This window comes from Mycobacterium sp. NGS33 (genome assembly GCF_059812885.1).
This window is the reverse complement of record NZ_JCALDN010000001.1, coordinates 147,812-172,112: the sequence shown is the minus strand read 5'-3', so window position 1 is coordinate 172,112 and position 24,301 is coordinate 147,812. Positions and strand designations below refer to the sequence as shown.

27 protein-coding genes are annotated in these 24,301 nt (G+C 70.6%); 18 read left to right on the top strand and 9 right to left on the bottom strand.

Annotated elements, in window-relative coordinates; all coding sequences use genetic code 11:
- Positions 1 to 49 precede the first annotated feature (49 nt).
- Both ripD and AC5Y5B_RS00725 read right to left on the bottom strand, forming a co-directional pair.
- Complete coding sequence (gene ripD / locus AC5Y5B_RS00730) at positions 50 to 856, bottom strand: NlpC/P60 family peptidoglycan-binding protein RipD (RefSeq protein WP_500002687.1); 807 nt, start codon at positions 854 to 856, stop codon at positions 50 to 52.
- A gap of 329 nt (positions 857 to 1,185) precedes the next feature.
- Positions 1,186 to 1,662: a hypothetical protein gene (locus AC5Y5B_RS00725; protein ID WP_112633369.1), complete on the bottom strand. Its 477-nt coding sequence runs from the start codon at positions 1,660 to 1,662 to the stop codon at positions 1,186 to 1,188.
- A 62-nt stretch (positions 1,663 to 1,724) separates the two neighbouring features.
- Between AC5Y5B_RS00725 and AC5Y5B_RS00720 the strand changes: the two genes are divergently transcribed.
- From AC5Y5B_RS00720 to AC5Y5B_RS00705, 4 genes are all read left to right on the top strand, one after another.
- Complete coding sequence (locus AC5Y5B_RS00720) at positions 1,725 to 3,029, top strand: adenosylmethionine--8-amino-7-oxononanoate transaminase (RefSeq protein WP_500002685.1); 1,305 nt, start codon at positions 1,725 to 1,727, stop codon at positions 3,027 to 3,029.
- A gap of 61 nt (positions 3,030 to 3,090) precedes the next feature.
- Positions 3,091 to 4,236: an 8-amino-7-oxononanoate synthase gene (locus tag AC5Y5B_RS00715; protein WP_112633367.1), complete on the top strand. Its 1,146-nt coding sequence runs from the start codon at positions 3,091 to 3,093 to the stop codon at positions 4,234 to 4,236.
- Between the two features lie 9 nt (positions 4,237 to 4,245).
- Positions 4,246 to 4,926, top strand: a complete 681-nt coding sequence (gene bioD / locus AC5Y5B_RS00710; protein WP_112633366.1) for a dethiobiotin synthase — start codon at positions 4,246 to 4,248, stop codon at positions 4,924 to 4,926.
- Positions 4,926 to 5,438 carry a 2'-5' RNA ligase family protein gene (locus AC5Y5B_RS00705; protein WP_500002683.1) on the top strand — a complete coding sequence of 171 codons (513 nt, stop codon included), beginning with the start codon at positions 4,926 to 4,928 and terminating at the stop codon, positions 5,436 to 5,438. Before bioD ends, AC5Y5B_RS00705 begins: the two co-directional genes overlap by 1 nt.
- Here the strand turns inward: AC5Y5B_RS00705 and AC5Y5B_RS00700 are convergent.
- The 4 genes from AC5Y5B_RS00700 to AC5Y5B_RS00685 all read right to left on the bottom strand — a co-directional run bounded on the left by AC5Y5B_RS00700 (position 5,435) and on the right by AC5Y5B_RS00685 (position 9,296).
- Positions 5,435 to 6,799, bottom strand: a complete 1,365-nt coding sequence (locus tag AC5Y5B_RS00700) for a hypothetical protein (RefSeq protein WP_500002681.1) — start codon at positions 6,797 to 6,799, stop codon at positions 5,435 to 5,437. The genes AC5Y5B_RS00705 and AC5Y5B_RS00700 overlap by 4 nt on opposite strands.
- The gene (locus AC5Y5B_RS00695) at positions 6,796 to 7,158 is read right to left on the bottom strand and encodes a hypothetical protein (RefSeq protein ID WP_500002679.1); all 363 of its coding nucleotides are present in this window, start codon (positions 7,156 to 7,158) and stop codon (positions 6,796 to 6,798) included. The genes AC5Y5B_RS00700 and AC5Y5B_RS00695 overlap by 4 nt, the downstream gene beginning before the upstream one ends.
- Before the next feature lie 4 nt (positions 7,159 to 7,162).
- On the bottom strand, positions 7,163 to 8,995 hold the full coding sequence (locus tag AC5Y5B_RS00690; RefSeq protein ID WP_500002676.1) for a hypothetical protein: 1,833 nt from the start codon (positions 8,993 to 8,995) through the stop codon (positions 7,163 to 7,165).
- Positions 8,996 to 9,107: 112 nt separating this feature from the next.
- On the bottom strand, positions 9,108 to 9,296 hold the full coding sequence (locus AC5Y5B_RS00685) for a hypothetical protein (RefSeq protein WP_112633362.1): 189 nt from the start codon (positions 9,294 to 9,296) through the stop codon (positions 9,108 to 9,110).
- A gap of 138 nt (positions 9,297 to 9,434) precedes the next feature.
- On the opposite strand from AC5Y5B_RS00685, the gene bioB reads away from it, so the two are divergent.
- From bioB to AC5Y5B_RS00670, 3 genes are all read left to right on the top strand, one after another.
- Positions 9,435 to 10,472, top strand: coding sequence for a biotin synthase BioB (gene bioB, locus AC5Y5B_RS00680; protein ID WP_500002674.1), 1,038 nt, complete (start codon positions 9,435 to 9,437; stop codon positions 10,470 to 10,472).
- 30 nt (positions 10,473 to 10,502) lie between these two features.
- Positions 10,503 to 10,739: a biotin synthase auxiliary protein BsaP gene (bsaP, locus tag AC5Y5B_RS00675; protein ID WP_112633360.1), complete on the top strand. Its 237-nt coding sequence runs from the start codon at positions 10,503 to 10,505 to the stop codon at positions 10,737 to 10,739.
- Between the two features lie 77 nt (positions 10,740 to 10,816).
- Positions 10,817 to 11,404 carry a DUF2567 domain-containing protein gene (locus tag AC5Y5B_RS00670; RefSeq protein WP_500003778.1) on the top strand — a complete coding sequence of 196 codons (588 nt, stop codon included), beginning with the start codon at positions 10,817 to 10,819 and terminating at the stop codon, positions 11,402 to 11,404.
- Here the strand turns inward: AC5Y5B_RS00670 and AC5Y5B_RS00665 are convergent.
- A complete protein-coding gene (locus AC5Y5B_RS00665) occupies positions 11,399 to 12,739 on the bottom strand; it encodes a lipase family protein (protein ID WP_112633400.1) in 1,341 nt (446 codons plus the stop codon). The genes AC5Y5B_RS00670 and AC5Y5B_RS00665 overlap by 6 nt on opposite strands.
- Before the next feature lie 143 nt (positions 12,740 to 12,882).
- Entirely contained in the window at positions 12,883 to 13,620 is a 738-nt protein-coding gene (locus tag AC5Y5B_RS00660) for an NUDIX hydrolase (RefSeq protein ID WP_112633358.1), read from the bottom strand.
- A 46-nt stretch (positions 13,621 to 13,666) separates the two neighbouring features.
- Between AC5Y5B_RS00660 and nadA the strand changes: the two genes are divergently transcribed.
- From nadA to nadC, 3 genes are read left to right on the top strand one after another with little or no spacing between them, the layout of a single operon-like run.
- Positions 13,667 to 14,716, top strand: a complete 1,050-nt coding sequence (gene nadA / locus AC5Y5B_RS00655; protein WP_112633357.1) for a quinolinate synthase NadA — start codon at positions 13,667 to 13,669, stop codon at positions 14,714 to 14,716.
- Positions 14,713 to 16,293, top strand: coding sequence for an L-aspartate oxidase (locus AC5Y5B_RS00650; protein WP_112633356.1), 1,581 nt, complete (start codon positions 14,713 to 14,715; stop codon positions 16,291 to 16,293). The genes nadA and AC5Y5B_RS00650 overlap by 4 nt, the downstream gene beginning before the upstream one ends.
- Positions 16,290 to 17,150, top strand: a complete 861-nt coding sequence (nadC, locus tag AC5Y5B_RS00645; RefSeq protein ID WP_112633355.1) for a carboxylating nicotinate-nucleotide diphosphorylase — start codon at positions 16,290 to 16,292, stop codon at positions 17,148 to 17,150. The genes AC5Y5B_RS00650 and nadC overlap by 4 nt, the downstream gene beginning before the upstream one ends.
- Positions 17,151 to 17,301: 151 nt before the next feature.
- Here nadC and AC5Y5B_RS00640 read toward each other — a convergent pair whose 3' ends face one another.
- Entirely contained in the window at positions 17,302 to 17,715 is a 414-nt protein-coding gene (locus AC5Y5B_RS00640) for a nitroreductase family deazaflavin-dependent oxidoreductase (protein ID WP_500002668.1), read from the bottom strand.
- 96 nt (positions 17,716 to 17,811) lie between these two features.
- Between AC5Y5B_RS00640 and hisD the strand changes: the two genes are divergently transcribed.
- From hisD to hisI, 8 genes are all read left to right on the top strand, one after another.
- Positions 17,812 to 19,158, top strand: a complete 1,347-nt coding sequence (gene hisD / locus AC5Y5B_RS00635; RefSeq protein WP_500002666.1) for a histidinol dehydrogenase — start codon at positions 17,812 to 17,814, stop codon at positions 19,156 to 19,158.
- Positions 19,155 to 20,294 (top strand): histidinol-phosphate transaminase, encoded by a 1,140-nt coding sequence (locus tag AC5Y5B_RS00630; protein WP_500002664.1) that lies wholly within the window; start codon positions 19,155 to 19,157, stop codon positions 20,292 to 20,294. The genes hisD and AC5Y5B_RS00630 overlap by 4 nt, the downstream gene beginning before the upstream one ends.
- Positions 20,291 to 20,911, top strand: a complete 621-nt coding sequence (hisB, locus tag AC5Y5B_RS00625; RefSeq protein WP_112633351.1) for an imidazoleglycerol-phosphate dehydratase HisB — start codon at positions 20,291 to 20,293, stop codon at positions 20,909 to 20,911. Before AC5Y5B_RS00630 ends, hisB begins: the two co-directional genes overlap by 4 nt.
- A complete protein-coding gene (gene hisH, locus AC5Y5B_RS00620) occupies positions 20,908 to 21,531 on the top strand; it encodes an imidazole glycerol phosphate synthase subunit HisH (protein WP_500002661.1) in 624 nt (207 codons plus the stop codon). The genes hisB and hisH overlap by 4 nt, the downstream gene beginning before the upstream one ends.
- 82 nt (positions 21,532 to 21,613) lie before the next feature.
- Positions 21,614 to 22,345, top strand: a complete 732-nt coding sequence (priA, locus tag AC5Y5B_RS00615; RefSeq protein ID WP_112633349.1) for a bifunctional 1-(5-phosphoribosyl)-5-((5-phosphoribosylamino)methylideneamino)imidazole-4-carboxamide isomerase/phosphoribosylanthranilate isomerase PriA — start codon at positions 21,614 to 21,616, stop codon at positions 22,343 to 22,345.
- 6 nt (positions 22,346 to 22,351) lie between these two features.
- Complete coding sequence (locus tag AC5Y5B_RS00610; RefSeq protein WP_112633348.1) at positions 22,352 to 23,152, top strand: inositol monophosphatase family protein; 801 nt, start codon at positions 22,352 to 22,354, stop codon at positions 23,150 to 23,152.
- Position 23,153: 1 nt separating this feature from the next.
- A complete protein-coding gene (gene hisF, locus AC5Y5B_RS00605; protein WP_112633347.1) occupies positions 23,154 to 23,951 on the top strand; it encodes an imidazole glycerol phosphate synthase subunit HisF in 798 nt (265 codons plus the stop codon).
- Positions 23,948 to 24,295 carry a phosphoribosyl-AMP cyclohydrolase gene (hisI, locus tag AC5Y5B_RS00600; RefSeq protein WP_112633346.1) on the top strand — a complete coding sequence of 116 codons (348 nt, stop codon included), beginning with the start codon at positions 23,948 to 23,950 and terminating at the stop codon, positions 24,293 to 24,295. The genes hisF and hisI overlap by 4 nt, the downstream gene beginning before the upstream one ends.
- Positions 24,296 to 24,301 lie beyond the last annotated feature (6 nt).

Sequence of the window (24,301 nt, the reverse complement as noted above, 5' to 3'; positions counted from 1 at the left end):
GCCGGGGTGCCGGTGGCGGGTGCCGGATCGCCAAGAAACGGCCCGGAATTTACCTGCCGATGCCGGCGCCGGTCGGCTGCAACGGCGACTGCTGGGCCGGCAGCTGCACGGGCGCCTGCTGGTACGGCGACTGCTGCAGCGGTGCCTGCTGCGTGGGCAGCTGCTGCGGGGCCTGCTGGTACGGCGACTGCTGGGCCGGGGCCTGCTGCAGCGGGGCCTGCTGGGTGGGCAGCTGTTGCGGGGCCTGCTGGTACGGCGACTGCTGAGCCGGCAGCTGCTGTGCCGGTGCCTGCTGCAGCGGCGCCTGCTGGGTGGGCAGCTGCTGCGGGGCCTGCTGCAACGGGGCCTGCTGCGCCGGCGTCGCGCCGAGCACCCGGACCATGTAGGGCGTCATGCCGTTGGTGCGCACCGGGGAGACCTGCACGACGTCGCCGACCTCGAGCATCTGGTTGTTGCCCAGGTACATCGCGACGCTCTGGGTGCCCTCGGGGCCGTAGAAGATCAGGTCACCCTTGCGGGCCTGCTGCGGCAGGATCTTCTGGCCGACCCGGTAGATCGCGCCCGACGACCGCGGCAGCTTGATGCCGGCGCCGGCGTAGGCGTACTGCATCAGCCCGGAGGCGTCGAAACCGACGGTGTTGATACCGGTGCCGCTGCCGCGGGTGGGGCCGTTGATGCCGCCACCGGCCCAGGAGAACGGCACACCGCGCTGCGAGAGACCGCGGGCGATCACCACGTCGGTGGCCTGCTGGTAGTCCATCGACCTGGCGCCCGGGTCGGCGGCCGCGATGGTGGGAACCACCATCGGCGCCCCGAGCAGGGCCAAACCGATCGCGAAGGCGTAGATGCGTTTCATTTTTCTGGCCTCTCCAGGCGCTCAATGGGCCTCGACGCGGTGACCTCGCGCGTCCGCCCCCGGTCCATGAACCGAGCGACGGCCCCCACGCTGGGGCCGGCGCCGTCCATGGCGCTTGCGACGTGAATCAGCGGTCGCCCGCTGTATTCACATCAGTCACACAAGCCACTTTGACAACAGATGGTGTTAGCCGCCAGGTCCAGGCGGGATTTTTTGTCGTACCGTGACCGGACGGTGACAGGCGCCCCGAATTCCGTATGCGCAGTTGTGATTTCGGTCTCACTCGGCGATGGGATCGCCGGTCGCGGCGGAGGGCGCCGGCGCGGCGATCAGAGCCAGTAGCGTTCGCTGAACATCGTCAGCAGCGTTCCGGCCACCGAGCTCACCATGACGAGCGCCAGGGCCAGCACCGGCCAGAAGGACATGTACCAGCCCTTCAGGATCGAGACGACCGGTCCGACGACGGCGGCCGTGATGGCCGCACCGATCCCGCCCCACACCACCGGGTGGATGTACAGGTCCAACCCGTACGGAACCGGTCCGCAGGTCTCGTCCTCGCAGACGTTCGCCAGAAAGCCGAAAAGCCGCGTCGGCCAGGTGGTCGCCGTGGCCAGCACCGCGAGCAGGATCAGCAGCACGACGGTGCACACGACGTCCCATGGCGCCAGCCGCACCCGGATCACCCGGGGAGCCTCGTCGTCGTAATCCACCAGCGGGTAGTGGGTGTCCCTGGACCATCCGGGCCCGAGCGCGGGGCCGGCCTCGGGTCCCGGCGCTGCGCTGTCGGACTGCTGCGACGTGGCCATGATGTCCCATGGTTCCCGACGTCGGAGTTTTGCGCGAATCGGCTGCTTTACCCTCGATCACTATGCCCGCGGCGAAGGCCGGGCTCACGCCCGAGCAGATCAGCGCGATCGACGCCGCGCACCTGTGGCACCCCTACAGCACCATCGGCGCCGAAGCCGTCGCCCCCGTGGTCGCGGTCGGCGCGCGCGGCGCCTGGCTCACCCTGATCCGCGACGGCGCACCGATCGAGGCGCTCGACGCCATGAGCTCCTGGTGGACCGCCATCCACGGGCACGGCCACCCGGTGCTGGACGCCGCCGTCACGGGCCAGCTCGGCGCGATGAACCACGTCATGTTCGGCGGGCTGACCCACGAACCCGCGGCGCGGCTGGCCCAGCTGCTGGTGGACATCACCCCGGCGGGGCTGCAGACGGTCTTCTTCAGCGACTCCGGATCGGTGTCGGTGGAGGTGGCGGTGAAGATGGCGCTGCAGTACTGGCGCAGCCGCGACCGGCCCGGCAAGCACCGGCTGATGACCTGGCGCGGCGGCTACCACGGCGACACCTTCACCCCGATGTCCGTCTGCGACCCCGACGGCGGCATGCACTCGCTGTGGACCGACATCCTGGCCCGGCAGGTGTTCGCCCCGCAGGTGCCCCGCGAGTACGACCCCGCCTACAGCGCCGCGTTCGAGGAACAACTGGCCCGGCACGCCGCCGAGCTGGCCGCCGTCGTCGTCGAGCCCGTCGTCCAGGGCGCGGGCGGCATGCGCTTCCACGACCCGCAATACCTGCGCGACCTGCGCGACATCTGTCAACGGCACGAGGTGCTGCTGATTTTCGACGAGATCGCCACCGGCTTCGGGCGCACCGGCGAGCTCTTCGCGGCCGACCACGCCGGGGTGAGCCCCGACATCATGTGCGTCGGCAAGGCGCTGACCGGGGGATACCTCACCCTGGCCGCCACTTTGTGCACGACCGACATCGCCCACACCATCAGCGCGGGAGAGGCCGGGGCGCTGATGCACGGCCCCACGTTCATGGCCAACGCGCTGGCCTGCGCGGTGTCGGTGGCCAGCGTCGAGGTGCTGCTCGGGCAGGACTGGCGCTCGCGGGTCGCCGAGATCGGCGCCGGCCTGGCGGCCGGGCTCGAACCGGCCCGGGCGCTGCCCGGCGTGCGCGACGTGCGGGTGCGCGGCGCCATCGGCGTCATCGAATGCGAGCGGCCGGTCGACCTGGCCGTGGCCACGCCGGCCGCCCTGGACCACGGCGTCTGGCTGCGCCCGTTTCGCAACCTGGTCTACGCCATGCCGCCCTACATCTGCACGCCCGGTGAGATCGCCCAGATCACCTCGGCGATGGTCGAGGTCGCGCGCCTCGTCGGCTGACGGTGACGACCCGCGGCGCCCCGCTTCGCCGCGCGGGCGCTCGCCACTAGGCTGAACGCCGATGAAGGCACCGATCGAGCTGTCCCCGCTGGCCTGGCTGGAGGCGGTGGAACGGCAGCGCCGCGAGGCCGGGCTGCGCCGCTCGTTGCGACCGCGTCCGGCCGTCGCCGCCGAGCTGGACCTGGCCTCCAACGACTACCTCGGGCTGTCCCAGCACCCCGACGTGATCGACGGCGGCGTCGCCGCGCTGCGCCTGTGGGGCGCCGGGGCCACCGGATCCCGGCTGGTCACCGGCGACACCGAACTGCACCAGCAGTTCGAGACCGAGCTGGCCGACTACGTCGGCGCGGAGTCGGGGCTGCTGTTCTCCTCCGGGTACGCGGCCAACCTGGGCGCCGTCGTCGGCCTGTCGGGCCGGGGTTCGCTGCTGGTCTCCGATGAGCTGTCCCACGCGTCGCTGGTGGACGCGTGCCGGCTGTCGCGGGCGCGGGTGGCGGTGACGCCGCACCGCGACGTGGGTGCCGTGGCGGCCGCGCTGCAGGCGCGCGCCGAGGAGCGCGCGGTCGTCATCACCGAGTCGGTGTTTTCCACCGACGGTGCGCTGGCGCCGCTGCGCGAATTGCACGAGGTGTGCCGCGCGCACCGCGCCCTGCTCATCGTCGACGAGGCGCACGGCCTGGGCGTGCGCGGCGGCGGGCGCGGGCTGCTGCACGAAGCCGGGCTGGCCGGGGCCCCCGACATCGTCATGACCACCACGCTGTCCAAGGCGCTGGGCAGCCAGGGCGGCGCGGTGCTGGGGCCGGCGTCGGTACGGGCGCATCTCATCGACGCCGCGCGCACGTTCATCTTCGACACCGGCCTTGCCCCGGCGGCGGTGGGCGCCGCACGGGCCGCGCTCGGCGTGCTGCGGTCCGAACCCCGGCGCGCCGACGCGGTGTTGCGCCACGCGGCCCTGCTCGCCGAGGCGTGTGGGGTGGCCGAGGTGCCGCAATCGGCGGTGGTCTCGGTGATCCTCGGCGACCCGGACGTGGCGGTGGCCGCCGCGACCGCCTGCCTGGACGCGGGGGTGCGGGTGGGATGCTTCCGGCCCCCGACCGTGCCCGCCGGGACGTCGCGGCTGCGGCTGACCGCGCGCGCGTCGCTGGACGAGGCCGAGCTGGAGGTCGCGCGCCGGGTGCTGTCCGATGTGCTCGCTGAGCTGCGTTGAGGCACGCCGGTGACGGTTCTGGTCGTCACCGGCACCGACACCGGGGTCGGCAAGACGGTCGTCACCGCGGCGCTGGCCTGTCACGCCCGTCAGGCCGGGATCGACGTGGCGGTGTGCAAACCGGTCCAGACCGGCATCGACGACGGCGACGACGACCTCGCCGAGGTGGCCCGGCTGTCCGGGGTGACCGCGCTGGCCGGCGTCGGTCGCTACCCGCAGCCGATGGCGCCGGTGGCCGCCGCCGAGGCGGCCGGAATGGCGCTGCCCACCCGCGACGAGCTGCTGGCGGTCATCGAGGAGCTGGACCGGCCGGGGCGGCTGACGTTGGTCGAGGGTGCCGGGGGACTGCTGGTCGAGCTCGGCGAAAACGGTGTCACCGCACGTGATCTCGCCGTCGCGCTGGGTGCCGCGGTGCTGGTGGTGGTCAGCCCGTCGTTGGGCACCCTCAACCACACCGCGCTGACCCTGGAATCGCTTGCCGCGCAGAATCTTTCGTGTGCCGGGCTGGTCATCGGCAGCTGGCCCCGCCGGCCCGGCGTGGTGGAGACGACGAACCGGTCCGCGCTGGCCCGGCTGGCCCCGGTGCGCGCCGCGCTGCCGGAAGGGGCCGCGTCGCTGGAGGCCGCCGACTTTGCGACGCTGTGCGCCCGGGCATTCGAGCGCGACTGGGTCACCACGCTGGTGGGCTGATGGTCGGATCCATCGAGCTGGTCTTCGACCGCGACACCGAGGCGACGATCCGCACCATCTGGGCAGCGTTGGCCGCCGCGGGGATTCCCAGCCAGGCGCCGGCCAGCCGGCCGCACGTGACGCTGGCCGTCGCCGACGGCATCGCGCCCGACGTCGACGGGCCGCTGCGCGCGGTGCGCGATCGCCTGCCGCTGCCCTGCGTCATCGGGGCGCCGGTGCTATTCGGCCGCGCCACCGCGGTTTTCGCGCGGCTGGTGGTGCCAACCGTCGAGCTGTTGGACCTGCATGCCGAGGTGCACCGGTGCTGCGGGCCGCATTTGACGCCGGGGCCGATGCCCAACAGCCTGCCCGGCGAGTGGACCGCACACGTCACGCTGGCGCGGCGGGTCGGAGGCGCCCAGCTCGGGCGGGCGCTGCGCATCGCGGGCCGGCCCGCCCAGATCCGAGGCAGCTTCGCGGGTTTGCGCCGCTGGGACGGCAACAAGAAGGTCGAGCACCCGATCGGCGATTAGCCCCCGAAGAGCAAATACAAACCGGTGAAGGTGTAGCCGACCATCACCAGCATCATGGTCAGCTGCCCGGTGAGCTGATGGCCGGCGGGCAGCAGCCGCAGGGCCTTGTCGTGGGCCGCGATCACCGCGACGATATGGCCGGTGACCACGCAGGTCACCTTGACGGCGGCGAGCACCGGCGGGTGCATGGACAACACGTACGCCACGTGCAGGTGCGCCAGGCCGAGCAGGTTCCAGCCGTGGCCGAACGGATCGGCCAGGGCGAACACCGCCTGCTGGCCGCGCTCGACCAGGTAGGACAGGTAGTGCGCGAAGATGTAGCCCACCACGATCGGGATCAGCGAATGCGCCATCTGGCCGGGCAATTCGCGACGCTGCTCTTTGCTGACGCCGCCGGTGGCGCGTGCGGCGAGCGAAAAGGTCACCGCCACAACGCAAATGAAGACGATCAGCCCGAGCGTGCGTAGCATCGACGACGCCAGCGTCGGGGGCGCGCCGAACTCGCGGGTCAGCTGGTCGGAGAAACCACGCCACGTCGGCGACGACGAGAAGCTGTCGAACGCAGTCGACCCCAGCAGCACCGCCAGCACGACCACGACACCGGGCCGCACCGGCAGCGACGGCAGATGGTCGAGCGGGTTGCCGACGACGATCCGCTGCGTGTCGGGGTTGCGGCGAAAGGGCGAGAGCCGGGAGACGGCCACGCTGTACACGCCGAACGGGTCGGCGCGGGCCAGCCAGCGCTGTCCGCACAGCCACGCGCCGGCCAGCATCAGCGCGGCGTAGCAGGCGATCCACGTCGTGACCCAGGGCAGCGACGCGGAGTTCGGGGAGGCCAGCTCCATCCAGACGAAGGCGAACAGGCCGACTGCGGCGGGCCGGTAGCCCCAGGTTTCGGGGTAGGTCAGCCGCGGCCGGCCAAACCGTTCCGGGGTGACGCGCCGCAGCAGCAGATAGACGGTGCGCATCGGCGAGATGACCCGCCACACCGGACCGACGAACAACGACAACGCCACCAGCCCGACCCACAGCAGCACGTAGAACGCGCCCAGCAGGCCGTTGGACTCCGATTCGGGACCCCACACCCCGGCGGCCACCACCCAGGCCGCGAACACCAGGGCCAGCCCGGCGGCGAACCATCGCGTCACCCGGGAGTCGACGAAGGTCGTCAGCGCCGCCGGTAAGGGCCGACCCGGCTTCTGCGGATCGAACCGCGGCCGGCGCCAGGCGAACGCCACGAGGGCGAAGGTGAACGTCAGGGCCCAGGCCGCCCCGACCATCGCGTAGGCATACGGCACCGGCAGGTCACCCGAACCGCCGAGCCCGTGCGCGAGCACCACCGCCGCGGCGGCGAAGCTCACGGCTGGACTTGGATGGTCGCGACGGTGCGATCCAGATGGTGCAGCTCCACCGCGACGTTTCCGGGAACGTCGACGGCGAACTGGAACGTCTGGTTGGGCGCGGCCTGGACCGCGAACTTGTGATCGGGCGTCGAATGCACGTGCAACTCGTCGGTGGCGTCGCTGGTCACGTGCAGGGTGATCTGCTGATGCACCTTGGCCTGCAGCGTGGCGTTGGTGGGAGTGACCTGACCGTTGGCGATGGTCACGTCGACCGTCAGCGGGGCGGCCGGTGACTTGTCAGCCGAACCACCGCAACCGACCAGGCCGCACGCCAGCGCCGCCGCCGACGCCGCAATGAGGGTGGCGCGAAGTGTCATGGGTTCACGCCGCCCGGGGGATCTGTTGCTTGTCCTCGACGGGTTCGGGCTCGGCGACGGAGTTGTTCAGCCGGCCCGCGCCCCACGTCAATCCGGCGATCACCATCAGCGTCAGGAACAGCACCACGATCCCGCCGGCGGTGAACAACCAGGCCGGCGCGCTCTGGTCGCGTTCGCGCTGCAGGATGGTGACCTCCAGGACGAACGGCCGCGTGCTCGATGTCAGCGCGGGAACCTCGGGGGCCGGGATCGCCGCGTCCGCCGGTTCCCAGATCGGCACGGCCGTCATGGTTCGGCCGTCCTGCACGCGCAGCAGGGTCTTCCAGTCCCCCCACACCGGAACCGGCTGGGTGGAGCGGTAGTGGCCCGGCCCGACCTTGGCGAGCCGGTCGATGACCAGCCCCCGGTCGTTGTTCATGCGGCCCTGCCAGGACAGGATCGTCAGCCAGTCCGGATTGTCGCTGACCATGTCGGCGGGCAGGAGCTGGACGTCGGCCGACACCATGCGCTGTCCCGGCGCGCTGGGCAGATCGGTCAACGTGATCGTGGCGTTGTTCTGGCCCGGCACCACGATGTGCAGTCCGTTGGCCACCGCACCACCGATCACCAGCACCGTGGCCGCCACCACCGAGATCCCGACCGCCCGGCCCGGCAGGCGCTGTCCGGTGAGCACCATGCCGAACAGGGCGCCGCACATGCCCATCAGGACCGCGACCGGCACGGCCATGGCCAGGGCCTCACCCCACATGCTGATCGGCCATGGGTAGTGGTAGACCGCCGCAATCCACAGCGACTCCAGCCACAGCCCGACCGTGCCCACGCCCAGCCCGGCGACGGCGCCAAACACGATGGGGCGCTTGACAAGCGGAGTCAAGGCGATCAGCTCGACCGCCAGCGCGGGACCGAGGTAGAGCGGGAACCAATTGGTCGGGGCCCCGAGTACCGGCCCGACCAGCAAAGCCACCCCGCCGCGCAGGGCGATGGCGAAGACCGCCGCGATGACGGCCGCGCCCCGCCCCATGGTGGTGCGTGCGGCGACCGCCGCGAGGGCCGCCGCGCCGGCGATCAGCATGGGCTGGAACACCAGGCGGAACTGCGGGACGCCGAAGTCGAACTCGATCTGATAGACCGACAAGCCGATGAACAGTCCGCCGAAGGACAGGTAGCGCAAGAAGGTGATGACGACGCCGTGGTAGACGTCCTCGCCCTCTTCGGCCTCGCCTTCACGCTCCAGCATCAGCACCGCGAACAATGAAAAGCAGGCACCGCCGATCATCATCAAATGCGTTGGACCCCAGAGGGTTACGTCCTGGCCGAAGATGCGGTGCCAGATGTCGTCGAGCGGGAAGCCGATCATCGCGTACAGTCCGCAGCCGGCCATCAGCACGCCGCCCACCGGGGCGTACCAGTTCTGCGTGATCCGCACCGCGGCCGGGCCGGGCCTGTCGAACGGCAGCACCACCGCCGTCATGCCGCCCAGGAAAATACCGAACAATCCGATGATGATGAAGTAGTGCGCCGGGTTGGCCAACGGGCCGGGATCGCGGCCGTTGCCGATATGCCAGCTGACGTCCCAGATGAATCCGAACAGCGCGCAGATGATCGACGTGGTGAACACCAGGACGGGCAGCGCGACCCAGCCGGGCCGGTGGAATTTGTCGCCCAGCCGGTCGGCGACACGGGTCAGCCACTCGATGCGATGGGTGCGGTGGGCATACCCCACCCACAGCAACAGCAGGGTGATCACCAGCGCGGCAATCGACAGCCCGATCACCTGGTTCAGTCCCGCACCGCGGGCCGGTGCCTCAGCAACAATCGTCAGTTCGTTCGACCGCATCGTCGTGCCTCCCAACCGCGCCGGGCTGCCCCGGAGGATCCGATTCCGTCAACCCCTTATTACTGTCAAGTAGGGTCGTGATTGTTTTCTTAATGCCCCGATCCCGGGCTCGTCAATCACACTTTTTGTCCGGCGTGTCGGCACGGGAGTCGTCGGGCGCGGCGCCCGTGGTGTTGCGGCCCGCACGCCGGTCCCGCAGCGCGATGTACAGGATCACTCCGACGACGATCACCGCAGGCAGAAACGCCGGCGCCGCCAGCAGCAAGTAGTGGTGCGCCAGGTATTCGACGTGCGGAGTCACCGTGGTCGTATACCCATAGGTTGGTCCCGTCCTTCGGCCGTTACCCTACTTTGAACACCTTTTCATTCAACGCTGCCACCACCACGTGGCAGATGTGTCCCCACGCGCGGACACGAGAAAGAGGCAGGGGAGTACCTGGTGACTCAAGCGGCAACGCGACCGGCGGCCGAAATGGGCAACGACGAGGACATCGTGGCAGTGGCCCGGCAGCAGGTGCTTCAGGACGGCCAGGGGTTGAACCGGGACCAGGTGCTGCGGGTGCTGCAGCTGTCCGACGACCGGCTCGACGAACTGCTGGCGCTCGCCCACGAGGTGCGGATGCGCTGGTGCGGCCCCGAGGTCGAGGTCGAGGGCATCATCAGCCTCAAGACCGGCGGCTGCCCGGAGGACTGTCACTTCTGTTCGCAGTCGGGGCTGTTCGCGTCGCCGGTGCGCAGCGCCCGGCTCGACATCCCCAGCCTGGTCGAGGCCGCCAAGCAGACGGCCAAGTCCGGCGCCACCGAATTCTGCATCGTGGCCGCGGTGCGCGGCCCCGACGAGCGGCTGCTGGCGCAGGTCGCGGCCGGCATCGAGGCGATCCGCAACGAGGTCGACATCAACATCGCCTGCTCGCTGGGGATGCTGACGGCCGAGCAGGTCGAGCAGCTCGCCGAGATGGGCGTGCATCGCTACAACCACAACCTCGAGACCGCCCGTTCCTTCTTCACCAACGTCGTGACCACTCACAGCTGGGAGGAGCGCTGGGAGACACTGTCGATGGTCCGCGATGCCGGCATGGAGGTCTGCTGCGGTGGCATCCTCGGCATGGGTGAGACCCTCGAGCAGCGCGCGGAGTTCGCCGCCGAACTGGCCGAACTGGGCCCCGACGAGGTGCCGCTGAACTTCCTGAACCCGCGACCGGGCACCCCGTTCGGCGACCTGGAGGTGATGCCGGCGAGCGAGGCGCTGAAGTCGGTGGCCGCCTTCCGGCTGGCGCTGCCGCGCACCATGCTGCGGTTCGCCGGTGGCCGCGAGATCACCCTGGGCGACCTGGGCGCCAAGAAGGGCATCCTGGGCGGCATCAACGCCGTCATCGTCGGCAACTACCTGACCACGCTGGGTCGCCCCGCCGAATCTGACCTGGAACTGCTCGACGACCTGCAGATGCCCCTCAAGGGGCTCAACGCCAGCCTCTGACCGGGCTGCCGCGGCTAGGGTTGGAGAGTTGTGGTTCGCGATCTGGGCGCCCTGGGGGCAGCGGTCGGTGCCGGCGTCTACAACGTCTACACCGGGGAATTAGGGGGCACCTCAGTGCCGACAGCGGCCCAGTTGGGTCTTGAGCCGCCCCGGTTCTGCGCGGCGTGCGGGCGCCGGATGGTGGTGCAGGTTCGCCCCGACGGGTGGCGGGCGCGCTGTTCGAGGCACGGCGAGGTCGATTCCGCCGATCTGGAGACGCAGCGGTGAGCGAGCAGACCACGGCGCACGCCGCGGATCCCTGCGCAGCCACCGGCGCGTCGCGCCGGGCGCGGGCGCGCGCGCTCCTGGTGGTGGCCCTGGCGTCGGCGGCGACCGGTCTGGCGCTCGGCGGGCTGTGGGCGTGGATCGCCCCGCCGATTCGCGCCGTGGTGGCGCTCTCCCGCTCAGGCGAACGGGTGCATGACTATCTGGGCAACGAGTCTGAGCACTTCTTCGTCGCACCGGCCCTGATGCTGGGGCTGCTGACCGTGCTTGCCGTGGTGGCCGCGGTCTGGGTGTGGCAGTGGCGCGAGCACCGCGGGCCGGCGATGGTCGTCGCGCTGTCGACGGGCATGGTGGCCGCCGCCGCCTTGGCCTCGGCGGTGGGGGCCGGGTTGGTACGGCTGAGCTACGGGGCCCTGAACTTCGATGCGGTGCCGCTGTCGAAAAGCCCGTCGGTCGCCTATGTCACCCAGGCGCCGCCGGTGTTCTTCTCCGATGGCCCGCTGCAGGTCGCGGTCAGCCTGCTGTGGCCGGCCGGCATCGCGGCCCTGGTCTATGCCGTGCGGGTGGCCGCGGACGCCCGCGACGACCTGGGTGCGTTTCCCCCGCAGCCCGGGCCGACGGAGGTGCTGCCGGTGCGAGGGGGCGGCGCCGAGGCGCCCGTGTCATAGCGGACGGCGGCCGATCTTGCGGCCGGTGACGACCTTGGCCGCGATCTTCATCAGCCGGGCCATGCCGACGTAGGTCATCGGGTTGAACATCGTCGGCCATGTGGTCCGGACCAGGTGATCGGTCAGCGGGCGGCCTTCGAAGCGGTCCGTCAGCCAGCGCAGCGTCATGGGCGCCGACAGCGGATGCAGCATCATGTGCTCGTTGAAGGCGTCGCGGTGGTAGGTGACCCGCGCGCCGCCGGCCGAATACGCGTCGGCGAGCACGTCGATGTCGTGCACGTCGATCAGGTAGTCGTGCACGGCCTGCACGATCAGCACTGGTGGCGTCGGAACGGCGGCACCCAGCTTGATGTGGTCGAAGACCTGCGTGATCTCCGGAGTGGAGAGGATCTGCTCGAGCGGCTCGTCGAGGTAGTCGCCCATGTCCTTGCCGGCCATCCGCACGACGGCTTCCACCGTCGTCATCTTCTCCAGCGAGTCGAGCAGGGCGCGCCCCTCCTCGTTGGTGTGCTCGCGGATCACCCGGTCCAGATCGGGGTAGATGTGCGCGAGCGCGGCCACCACCAGCGCGGGCAGACCCGACAGGACGCTGCCGTTGAGCCGGCGGAACGTGTTGCCCAGGTCGCCGACGGGCGAGCCCAGCACCGCCCCGACGATGTCGAGTTCGGGCGCGTATTCGGCGCACATTTCGGCGGCCCAGGCGCTGGCCAGTCCGCCGCCGGAGTACCCCCACAGCCCGATGGGCGCCTCGGCGGACAGTCCGAGGCGCTCCGAACTCAGCGCGGCCCGGACGCCGTCCAGGACGCGGTAGCCGGGTTCGTACGGCGCGCCCCACAGGCCGCGCAGGCCTTCGTGGTCGGGCACCGAGACGGCCCACCCCTCGGCGACGGCGGCGGCGATCAGGAAGAGCTCCAGCTGGCCGATCGCCCCCAGCGCCTTTGCCCGGCGCCGCAGCGCGTAGGACGGGAAGCAGCGCGACGAGACGGCGTCGATCGCGCATTGGTAGGACAGCAGCGGGCACGGACGCCCCGGCGCCCGTTCGGCGGGGACGATCACCGTCGTGGCGGTGGCCTCCGGCTCGCCGTTCATGTCCATGGTCCGGTAGAGCAGCTGGACGGCCTTGATGGACTGCGGGATCAGGCCCAGGAAGGCCAGCTCGACGTCGCGCGAGCGCAGCACCGTCCCGGGTTCGGCGTGCTGGAAGCCCAGGGGCGGCTGGTAGAACGGGTCGTCCGAGGGCAGCAGCGGACGAACTTTATGCTGCAGTTCCTCGTGTGGCGGTCGGGCGATCCATTCCGCGCCCTGCGTGCCTGCCAGGTTGCCGAGCTCAGCCATTGAGGCTCCCTTCGTGGCCACCCGGCATTCTTGCGTACGAACGGCAGGTAACCAAAACGCAATCGCCGCACTGTGGGCGACTTCTCGTCACTCCAGCCAGGTCAGACGCGATTCACCCCCACGTCGCCCGCTTTTTCCCTAGCCTAGCCTGGCGAGCCGGGGGGCCTGAGTGCGGCGAACTCGTCGGTGACCCGCAGCGCCGCGTCGGTGAAGCGGTACAGCGCGGCCGGGCGGCCGCCGCTGCGGCCGGATTGCGCGATGGTGCCGGTCGCCGTGATGACGCCGCGCCGGGCCAACACCCGCTGCAGGTTGGTCGCATCGACCTGATAGCCCAGCGCGGCTCCGTAGATGTCCCGCAGCGTGGAAAGCGCGAATTCCCTTGGCGCCAAAGCAAATCCGATGTTCGTGTAGGACAGTTTGGCGTTCAGCCTGGTGCGGGCGTTGTCCACCATCTGGCCGTGGTCGAAGGCCATCGACGGCAGGCAGTTCACCGGGTGCCAGCGGGTGTCGGGCGGCAGTTCGGGGCTGGCGGGGGAGGGCACCAGGCCCAGGAAGGTGGACGCGATCACCCGGGTGCCGGGCACCCGGTGCGGGTCGGAGAACACCGCGAGTTGTTCGAGATGGGCCAGCTCTTTGAGGTCGACCTTCTCGGCGAGCTGGCGGCGCACCGAGGTGATCATGTCCTCGTTGTTGCGCAGCTGACCGCCCGGCAGCGACCACTTGCCCTGCTGTGGGTCCTGGGCGCGCTGCCATAACAGCACGTTCAGCTGCGGTTTCGCCGTGCTTAATCTGTTCGCCGGCCGCTTCGCGCCCTGGTCGGTCGCCTCGCGAACCTGGAACACGACCGCGAGCACTTCGTGGGCGGTGCTACCATGGGCCATGTTTTCGATTATAAGTCGAAAACCTCCTGGGCTGAAAGGAGCCGCCATGACGGTTATCAATCGCATGGACACGCTCGCCGCAAGCATGATTGCCGACATCACGAACTCGCCCATCGGCTACGCCGGGGTGGCCGGTGATGAGCAATGGGCCGCCGAGGTTCGCCGCCTGGCGAAGCTGCGCGGCGCCACCGTGCTGGCGCACAACTATCAGTTGCCCGAGATTCAGGACGTCGCCGATCACGTCGGCGACTCGCTGGCGTTGTCCCGGATCGCCGCCGAGGCGCCCGAGGACACCATCGTGTTCTGCGGGGTGCACTTCATGGCCGAGACAGCCAAGATCCTGAGCCCGGACAAGACGGTGCTCATCCCGGACCAGCGCGCCGGCTGCTCGCTGGCCGATTCCATCACCGCCGACGAACTGCGCGCCTGGAAGGACGAACACCCCGGCGCGGTCGTCGTCTCCTACGTCAACACCACGGCGGCGGTCAAGGCGCTCACGGACATCTGCTGCACCTCGTCCAACGCGGTGGAGGTCGTCGAGTCCATCGACCCGGACCGCGAGGTGTTGTTCTGCCCCGATCAGTTCCTCGGCGCCCATGTGCGTCGCATGACGGGGCGCGAGAACCTGCACGTGTGGGCGGGCGAATGCCACGTGCACGCAGGGATCAACGGCGACGAACTGGGTGACCAGGCCCGCGCCAATCCCGACGCCGAGCTCTACGTGCACCCCGAATGTGGTTGCGCCACTTCGGCGTTGTATCTCGCGGGCGAGGGCGCCTTTCCGCCGGACCGGGTGAAGATCTTGTCTACCGGCGGCATGCTGGAGGCCGCCAACCAGACCCACGCACGCAAGGTGCTTGTCGCCACCGAGGTCGGCATGCTCTACCAATTGCGCCGGGCGGCACCGCAAGTCGACTTCCGCGCCGTCAACGACCGCGCCTCCTGCAAGTTCATGAAGATGATCACCCCGGCGGCCCTGCTGCGTTGCCTGGTCGAGGGGGCCGACGAAGTCGATGTCGACCCCGATGTCGCCGCCGCCGGCCGGCGCAGCGTGCAGCGAATGATCGAAATCGGGCAGCCGGGCGGTGGCGAATGATCGCCCGTCCCCAGTGGACGCACAGCGCCGACGTCGTCGTGATCGGCACCGGCGTCGCGGGATTGGCCGCCGCGCTGGCCGCGCATCGCGCCGGGCGCAGCGTCGTCGTGCTGAGCAAGGCCGACCAGGCGCGGGGCGCGACCGCGACCCACTACGCGCAGGGCGGCATCGCGGTGGTGCTACCGGACAATGACGACTCGGTGGAGGCCCACGTCGCCGACACCGTGGTCGCCGGGGCGGGCCTGTGCGACCCCCAGTCGGTCTACTCGATCGTCGCCGACGGGTACGCCGCGGTCGCCGAATTGGTCGGCGACGGAGCACGATTCGACGAGTCCGCACCGGGCAAGTGGGCGCTGACCCGCGAAGGCGGGCATTCCCGGCGCCGCATCGTGCACGCCGGCGGCGACGCCACCGGCGCGGAGGTGCAGCGCGCCCTCGACCATGCGGCCCGCACGCTGGACATCCGCACCGGTCATGTGGCGCTGCGGGTGCTGCGCGACGGTGCGTCCGTGACCGGCGTCCTGGTGGGCAACCCGGACGGCTACGGAATCATCAGCGCGCCCTCGGTGATCCTGGCCTCCGGGGGCCTCGGGCACCTGTACGGCGCGACCACCAACCCCGAGGGCTCCACCGGCGACGGCATCGCGCTGGGCCTGTGGGCCGGTGTCGCGGTCAGCGATCTCGAGTTCATCCAGTTCCATCCCACGATGCTGTTCTCCCCGGATGCCGCCAGCGGACGGCGGCCACTGATCACCGAGGCCATCCGCGGCGAGGGCGCCAGACTGATTGACCGGCAAGGCGATTCGGTGACGGCGGGCGTTCACCCGATGGGTGATCTGGCGCCCCGCGACGTCGTCGCCGCGGCCATCGACGCCCGGCTCAAGGCGACCGGCGATGCCTGCGTTTTCCTGGACGCGCGGCACATCGGCGACTTCGCCAAGCGGTTCCCGACGGTGACGGCCGCCTGCCGGGCCGCCGGCATCGATCCCGTCCGCCAACCCATTCCCGTGGTTCCCGGGGCGCATTACAGCTGCGGCGGCATCGTCACCGACGTGTACGGCCAGACCGAGCTGCCCGGATTGTTCGCCGCGGGCGAGGTGGCCCGCACCGGACTGCACGGCGCCAACCGGCTGGCGTCCAACAGCCTGCTCGAAGGCCTGGTGGTTGGCGGGCGGGCCGGCAAGGCGGCGGCCGCACATGCGGCGGCGACCGGCCGTGTTCACGCTGTCGCCCCCGAGCCGCTCGTCCACACCGCCCCGCGGCGCGCCGACCTGCAACACGCGATGAGCCGGGACGCCTCGGTGGTGCGCGACGCCGCCGGCCTCACCCGGTTGTCGACCATGCTGGCCCAGGCCAAGGTCCGCCCCGTGTCCGGCCGCCGGGACTTCGAGGATGTCGCGCTGGCCCTCACCGCCCGCGCGGTCACGGCCGCGGCCCTGGCGCGCACCGAGAGCCGCGGTTGCCACCACCGCGCGGAGTACCCGCGGACGGCCTCCGAGCTGGGACGCAGCAACGTGCTGCGCCTGGCCGACGACCAGGGCGCGGTGCTGGTGGAGGCGTTGGCGGCGGTCGTATGACGTCGATGTCGGACTGCGAACTGACCGCCGCGCGCGACACCATCAAGCGCGGACTGGTGGAGGACCTGCGCTACGGACCCGACATCACCACCCTGGCGACGGTGCCCGCCGAGGCGGTGGCGACGGCGTCCATGGTGCCCCGCGAGCCCGGCGTGATCGCCGGCATCGACGTCGCGTTGCTGGTGCTCGACGAGGTGCTCGGCGCCCGCGGCTACGAGGTGGTGGACCGCGTCGAGGACGGTGCCCACCTACAGCCGGGTGAGTCGGTGCTGACGCTGCGAGCCGAGACCCGCGGTCTGCTGACGGCCGAGCGGACCATGCTCAACCTGATCTGCCACCTGTCCGGGATCGCCACCACCACGGCGCACTGGGTGGCCGCCGTGCACGGCACCAAGGCCAAGGTGCGCGATACCCGCAAGACGCTGCCCGGCCTGCGCGTCTTGCAGAAGTACGCGGTCCGGGTCGGCGGCGGGGTCAACCACCGGCTCGGGCTCGGCGACGCCGCCCTGATCAAGGACAACCACGTGGTGGCCGCGGGATCGGTGGTCGACGCGCTGCGGGCGGTGCGGGACGCGGCACCGGAGCTGCCGTGCGAGGTGGAAGTGGATTCGCTCGAGCAGCTCGACGAAGTGCTGCCCGAGAAGCCCGAGCTGATCCTGCTGGACAACTTCCCGGTGTGGCAGACGCAGATGGCCGTGCAGCGCCGCGACGCGCGCGCACCCGCCGTGCTGCTCGAATCCTCGGGCGGACTCAGCATCGACAACGCGGCGGCCTACGCCGCGACCGGGGTGGACTACTTGGCCGTGGGCGCCCTGACCCATTCGGTCCGGGTGCTCGACATCGGCCTCGACATGTAGGTCGGGCTGTGGCGTCCGGTATCGGGCGCGTCGAGTGGGCATCCCGGGCGTTGAGTGTGAATCGTGGGCGGCGCTTCCCGGCGTGTCGCCGCCCTGGGCGCACACCCTGCGCCACCGGCGCACACTCAGAAGGCCTTAACCGAGGCCAGCCTCAGGCGATGTCGGCGACGAACACCCCGATCCGGCGCAGCTGCATGCGCGCCATCGCCGGCAGCCCGTCCCCGTCCGAGCCGGCGGGCAGGATCCGCGGGTTGACCAGGTGCACCGTCCGGTTGCGGCTGAATTGCACGTCGGCCTCGCCGGCGGCCAGCACGTTCTTCACCCAGTTCGTTTTGCCGTGACCCAGCGCGATCGCCAGCACATTGCCCTTGCGGTAGGGCGTGACGACGGTCTCGTACGGCTTGCCGGAGGTGCGGCCGCGATGCTTGATCGTCGCTGTCCCCGGCAGAAAGCGGGCGATCGGCTTGACCGCGGGGTTGAAGTATTTGATCTGAAACCGCTCGAACCAGGGCGGGAACACCATCGGGACGCCCGGGGCGTTGTTGGGGTGATCCTTGGCGGACATGGCGCCTCCCTGGGTCGGCTCTTGCTTTCAGCGCGGGGTATGGCCTCGATACCGGCACTGTACCGGTCGGATATCGACTTGAGTTCCTCTGGGACAATGGACACCGTGAGCCCGACCCAACCGTCGCCGATGGCCCGTGTCGACCTGCGGGGCACGGAGTTGACGGCTGCGCGATTGCGGGCGGCGCTGCCCCGCGGCGGCGCCGACGTGGAGGCGGTGCTGCCCAAGGTCCGGCCCATCGTGCAGGCCGTCGCCGAGCGGGGCGCCGAGGCCGCCCTCGAGTTCGGCGCCACCTTCGACGGGATCCGGCCCGCGGCCGTCCGGGTGCCGGGCGCCGCGCTCGAGAAGGCCCTGGCCGAGCTGGACCCGCGGGTGGCCGACGCCCTGCGGGTGATGATCGAACGCACCCGCGCGGTGCACGCCGACCAGCGTCGCACCGACGTGACGACGACGCTGGCCCCGGGCGCGACGGTCACCGAGCGATGGGTGCCCGTCGACCGGGTGGGTCTCTACGTGCCCGGCGGCAACGCCGTCTACCCCTCCAGCGTGGTGATGAATGTCGTGCCGGCCCAGGCCGCCGGCGTCGCCTCGCTGGTGGTGGCCAGCCCACCGCAGGCGCAGTTCGACGGACTGCCGCACCCGACGATCCTGGCCGCGGCCCACTTGCTGGGGGTCAACGAGGTGTGGGCCGTGGGCGGCGCGCAGGCGGTGGCGCTGCTGGCCTACGGCGGCACCGACCTCGACGGCGCCGAGCTGGAGCCGGTCGACATGATCACCGGGCCCGGCAACATCTACGTCACCGCCGCCAAGCGGCTGTGCCGGTCGCGCGTCGGCATCGACGCGGAGGCCGGCCCGACGGAGATCGCGATCCTGGCCGACCACACCGCCGACCCGGCGCACGTGGCGGCCGACCTGATCAGCCAGGCCGAGCACGACGAGATGGCGGGCAGCGTGCTGGTCACCCCCAGCGCGGAGCTGGCCGCGGCCACCGACGCCGAGCTGGCCGCCCAGCTGCGCACGACCGTGCACCGCGAACGGGTGACCGCGGCCCTCGGTGGGCGCCAGTCGGCCATCATCCTGGTCGACGACCTGGACGCCGGCGTCACCGTCGTCAACGCCTACGCCGCCGAACACCTGGAGATCCAGACCGTCGACGCGGCGGCCGTGGCGGGCCGGATCCGTTCGGCGGGAGCCATTTTCGTTGGCCCGTATGCGCCGGTGAGCCTCGGCGACTACTGCGCCGGATCCAACCACGTGCTGCCGACCGCCGGCAGCGCCCGGCATTCCAGCGGCCTGTCCGTGCAGACCTTCCTGCGCGGCATCCACGTGGTCGACTACACCGAGGCGGCCCTCAAAGACGTGTCCGGACATGTGATCGCGCTCGCCGAGGCAGAAGACCTGCCGTCACACGGCGAAGCGGTGCGGCGGAGGTTCGAGCGATGACGACCGAGAGGCCCACCCTCGATGACCTGCCGCTGCGCGACGACCTGCGCGGTAAATCGCCTTACGGCGCACCGCAATTGGCTGTCCCGGTGCGACTGAACACCAACGAGAATCCGCACCCGCCCAGCAAGGCGCTCGTCGACGACGTGGTGCGCTCGGTGGGCGCGGCCGCCGCGGACCTGCACCGGTATCCCGACCGCGACGCGGTGGCCCTGCGCACCGACCTGGCCGCCTACCTGAGCGCCCAGACAGGTGTTGCGCTCGGAGTCGAAAACCTCTGGGCGGCAAACGGTTCCAACGAGATTCTGCAGCAATTGCTGCAGGCGTTCGGCGGCCCGGGGCGCAGTGCCATCGGGTTCGTCCCGTCCTACTCGATGCACCCGATCATCGCCGACGGCACCCGCACCGAATGGCTGCATGCGACCCGCGCCGACGACTTCAGCCTTGACGTGGATACCGCCGTGGCCGCCATCACCGACCGCCGTCCCGATGTGGTGTTCGTCGCCAGCCCGAATAACCCGTCCGGCCAAAGCGTTTCGCTGCCGGACCTGCGGCGGTTGCTCGACGTGGTGCCCGGCATCCTGATCGTCGACGAGGCCTACGGTGAATTCTCTTCGCAGCCCAGCGCGGTCGGGCTGGTGGCGGAGTATCCGACCAAGCTGATCGTCTCGCGCACCATGAGTAAGGCGTTCGCGTTCGCCGGCGGCCGGCTCGGTTATTTGATCGCCACGCCGGCGGTGATCGACGCGATGCTGCTGGTGCGGTTGCCGTATCACCTGTCGGTGCTCACCCAGGCCGCCGCGCGGGCCGCCCTGCGGCACGCCGACGACACGCTGGGCAGCGTGGCGACCCTGATCGCCGAGCGCGAACGCGTCGGGGCGGCGTTGACCGGCATGGGTTTTCGGGTGATCCCCAGCGACGCCAACTTCGTGCTGTTCGGTGAGTTCGCCGACGCGCCGGCCACCTGGCAACGCTACCTGGACGCCGGCGTGCTGATCCGCGACGTCGGAATCCCCGGCTACCTGCGCGCCACCACCGGGCTGGCCGAGGAGAACGACGCGTTCCTGCGCGCCAGCGCCCAGATCGCCGCCACCGAACTGGCACCCGAGACCCCCAGCCCTGTAGGAGCACCGTGACAGCCACCGCCACCCGGCGTGCGCGCATCGAGCGCCGCACAAAGGAATCCGACATCGTCGTCGAACTCGACCTCGACGGCACCGGCCAGGTCGACATCGACACCGGTGTGCCGTTCTTCGACCACATGCTCACCGCCCTGGGCAGCCACGCCAGCTTCGACCTGACCGTGCGCACCAAGGGCGACGTCGAGATCGAGGGACACCACACCATCGAGGACACCGCGATCGCGCTGGGTACCGCACTCGGCCAGGCCCTCGGCGACAAGCGCGGCATCCGCCGGTTCGGCGACGCCTTCATCCCGATGGACGAGACGCTGGCCCACGCCGCGGTCGACGTGTCCGGGCGGCCCTACTGTGTGCACAGCGGGGAACCGGATCACCTGCAGCACACCACCATTGCCGGCAACTCGGTGCCCTATCACACCGTCATCAACCGGCACGTGTTTGAATCGCTGGCCATGAACGCGCGCATCGCGCTGCACGTGCGCGTCCTGTACGGGCGCGATCCGCACCACATCACCGAGGCGCAGTACAAGGCGGTTGCCCGGGCGTTGCGCCAGGCGGTCGAGTCCGACCCCCGCGTCTCGGACGTGCCGTCCACCAAAGGGGTGCTGTGACGGCACCCAAGAAAGTCGTTGTCCTCGACTACGGCTCGGGCAACCTGCGGTCGGCTCAGCGCGCGCTCGAGCGGGTCGGTGCGTCGGTGGAGGTGACCGGCGACGCCGATGCCGCGGCCGCCGCCGACGGACTGGTGGTGCCCGGCGTCGGTGCCTACGAGGCCTGCATGACGGGACTGCGCGGCATCGGCGGGGACCGCATCATCGCCGAGCGGGTCGCCGCCGGGCGCCCGGTGCTGGGCGTCTGCGTCGGAATGCAGATCCTGTTCGCCCACGGCGTGGAATTCAGTGTGGAAACCGCGGGGTGCGCGCAGTGGCCGGGATACGTCACGCGGCTGCAGGCGCCGGTCATCCCGCACATGGGCTGGAACGTCGTCGAATCCGGGCCTGGCACCGTGCTGTTCAACGGACTCGACCCCGATACCCGGTTCTACTTCGTGCATTCCTATGCCGCCCAGCAATGGGAAGGCTCGCCGGATGCGGTGCTGACCTGGGCCACCCACGAAGGCCCCTTTCTGGCCGCGGTCGAGGACGGGCCGTTGTCGGCCACCCAGTTCCACCCGGAAAAGAGCGGGGATGCCGGCGCGGCCGTGTTGAGCAATTGGGTCCAGGGATTGTGAAGGACCACGCGCAAGCGCTTTTCGTCAAGCACCAGCCGCGCGCGCACGTAACCCGTTGCGCGCCCGGCACACAGGAGGAGATGTGTTGATCTTGTTGCCCGCGGTCGACGTGGTCGACGGCCGTGCCGTGCGTTTGGTACAGGGCAAGGCGGGCAGTGAAACCGAATACGGCTCGGCGCTGGACGCCGCGCTGACCTGGCAGCGCGACGGGGCCGAATGGATCCATCTGGTGGATCTGGATGCCGCGTTCGGGCGTGGTTCCAACCGGGAACTGCTGGCCGAGGTGGTCGGCAAGCTCGACGTGCTGGTGGAGCTGTCCGGCGGCATCCGCGACGACGACTCGCTGGCCGCGGCCCTGGCCACCGGCTGCGCCCGGGTGAACCTGGGCACGGCGGCCCTGGAAAACCCGCAATGGTGCGCCCGCGCGATCGCCGAGCACGGCGACAAGGTCGCGGTGGGCCTGGACGTGCAGATCGTCGACGGCGAACACCGGCTGCGCGGGCGGGGCTGGGAGACCGACGGCGGTGACCTGTGGGAGGTGCTGGAACGCCTTGACGGGCAAGGCTGTTCGCGTTTCGTGGTCACCGACGTGACCAAGGACGGCACGCTGGGCGGGCCGAATCTTGACCTGCTGGCGTCGGTGGCCGAGCGCACCGACGCCCCGGTGATCGCCTCCGGCGGCGTCTCCAGCCTCGACGACCTGCGCGCGATCGCCACCCTCACCGGCCGCGGCGTCGAGGGCGCCATCGTGGGCAAGGCCCTCTACGCCGGGCGCTTCACCTTGCCGCAGGCGCTGGCCGCGGTGGCGGAGTAACACCGCATGGACGTGCACGCGTTGGTGGCGCAGGCGTCGGCGATTCTCGACGACGCGACCGAGCCATTCCTTTCCGGGCACCGCGCCGATTCCGCGGTCCGCAAGAAGGGCAACGACTTCGCCACCGACGTCGACCTCGCGATCGAGCGACAGGTGGTCGCCGCGCTCGTCGAGGCCACCGGGATCGGGGTCCACGGCGAGGAATTCGGCGGTTCGGCCGTCGACTCGCCCTGGGTGTGGGTGCTGGACCCCGTCGACGGCACCTTCAACTACGCGGCCGGATCGCCGATGGCCGGGATCCTGCTGGGCCTGCTGCACCACGGCGATCCGGTGGCGGGGCTGACCTGGCTGCCGTTCTTCGACCAGCGCTACACCGCGGTGACGGGTGGCCCGTTGCGCAAGAACGGGGTGCCGCAGCCGCCGCTGACCTCCATCGACCTGGCCGACGCGCTGGTCGGGGCGGGCTCGTTCAGCGCCGACGCCCGCGGCCGGTTCCCGGGCCGCTACCGAATCGCGTTGCTGGAGAACCTCAGCCGGGTCTCGTCGCGGTTGCGCATGCACGGCTCCACCGGCCTTGACCTCGCGTTCGTCGCCGACGGAATATTGGGTGCGGCAATAAGTTTCGGCGGCCACGTGTGGGATCACGCCGCCGGGGTCGCGCTGGTGCGAGCCGCCGGCGGTGTCGTCACCGACCTGGCCGGCCAGGCGTGGACACCCGCGTCGGATTCGGCGGTGGCGGCGGGCCCCGACGCCCACGCCGAGATCCTCGAAATCCTGCGCGCCACGGGCCGACCGGAGGACTACTGAGATGCCCCCCAATCCCAACGGCCTTGCCGTGCGCGTGATCCCGTGCCTGGACGTCGACGACGGCCGCGTGGTCAAGGGGGTCAACTTCGAAAACCTGCGCGACGCGGGCGATCCCGTGGAGCTGGCGGCCGCCTATGACGCCGAAGGCGCCGACGAGCTCACCTTTCTCGACGTGACGGCGTCGTCGTCGGGACGGGCGACCATGCTCGACGTGGTGCGCCGCACCGCCGAGCAGGTCTTCATCCCGCTGACCGTCGGCGGCGGGGTGCGCACGGTCGCCGACGTCGACGTGTTGCTGCGCGCGGGCGCCGACAAGGTGTCCATCAACACCGCCGCGATCGCCCGGCCCGAGCTGCTGGCCGAGATGGCGCGCCAGTTCGGTTCCCAGTGCATCGTGCTGTCCGTCGATGCCCGCACCGTGCCCCCGGGCGCCGTGCCGACGCCGTCGGGCTGGGAGGTCACCACCCATGGCGGGCGCCGGGGCACCGGTCTGGATGCGGTCGAATGGGCTTCGCGCGGAGCCGATTTGGGGGTGGGGGAGATCCTGCTGAACTCGATGGACGCCGACGGCACCAAAGCGGGCTTCGACTTGGAGATGCTGCAGGCGGTGCGTTCGGCGGTCACGGTGCCGGTCATCGCCAGCGGCGGCGCCGGAGCGGTCGAGCATTTCGCGCCGGCGATCGCGGCCGGCGCCGATGCGGTGTTGGCGGCCAGCGTGTTCCACTTCCGGGAGCTGACCATCGGGCAGGTGAAGGCGGCGATGGCCGAGGCGGGGATCCCGGTAAGGATGGCCCGATGACGCTCGACCCGCAGATCGCCGCGCGGCTGAAGCGCAACGCCGAGGGCCTGTTCACCGCCGTCGTGCAGGAGCGCGGCAGCGGTGACGTGCTGATGGTCGCCTGGATGGACGACGCGGCGCTGGCCCGCACCCTGGAAACCCGTGAGGCGACCTATTATTCGCGGTCCCGCGGCCAGCAGTGGATCAAGGGAGCGACCTCCGGTCACACCCAATACGTCCACTCGGTGCGCCTGGACTGCGACGGCGACGCGGTGCTGCTGACGGTCGACCAGGTCGGCGGGGCGTGTCACACCGGCGACCACAGCTGCTTCGACGCCGACGAGCTGCTGCCGCCGCAGCGCTGACCCTAC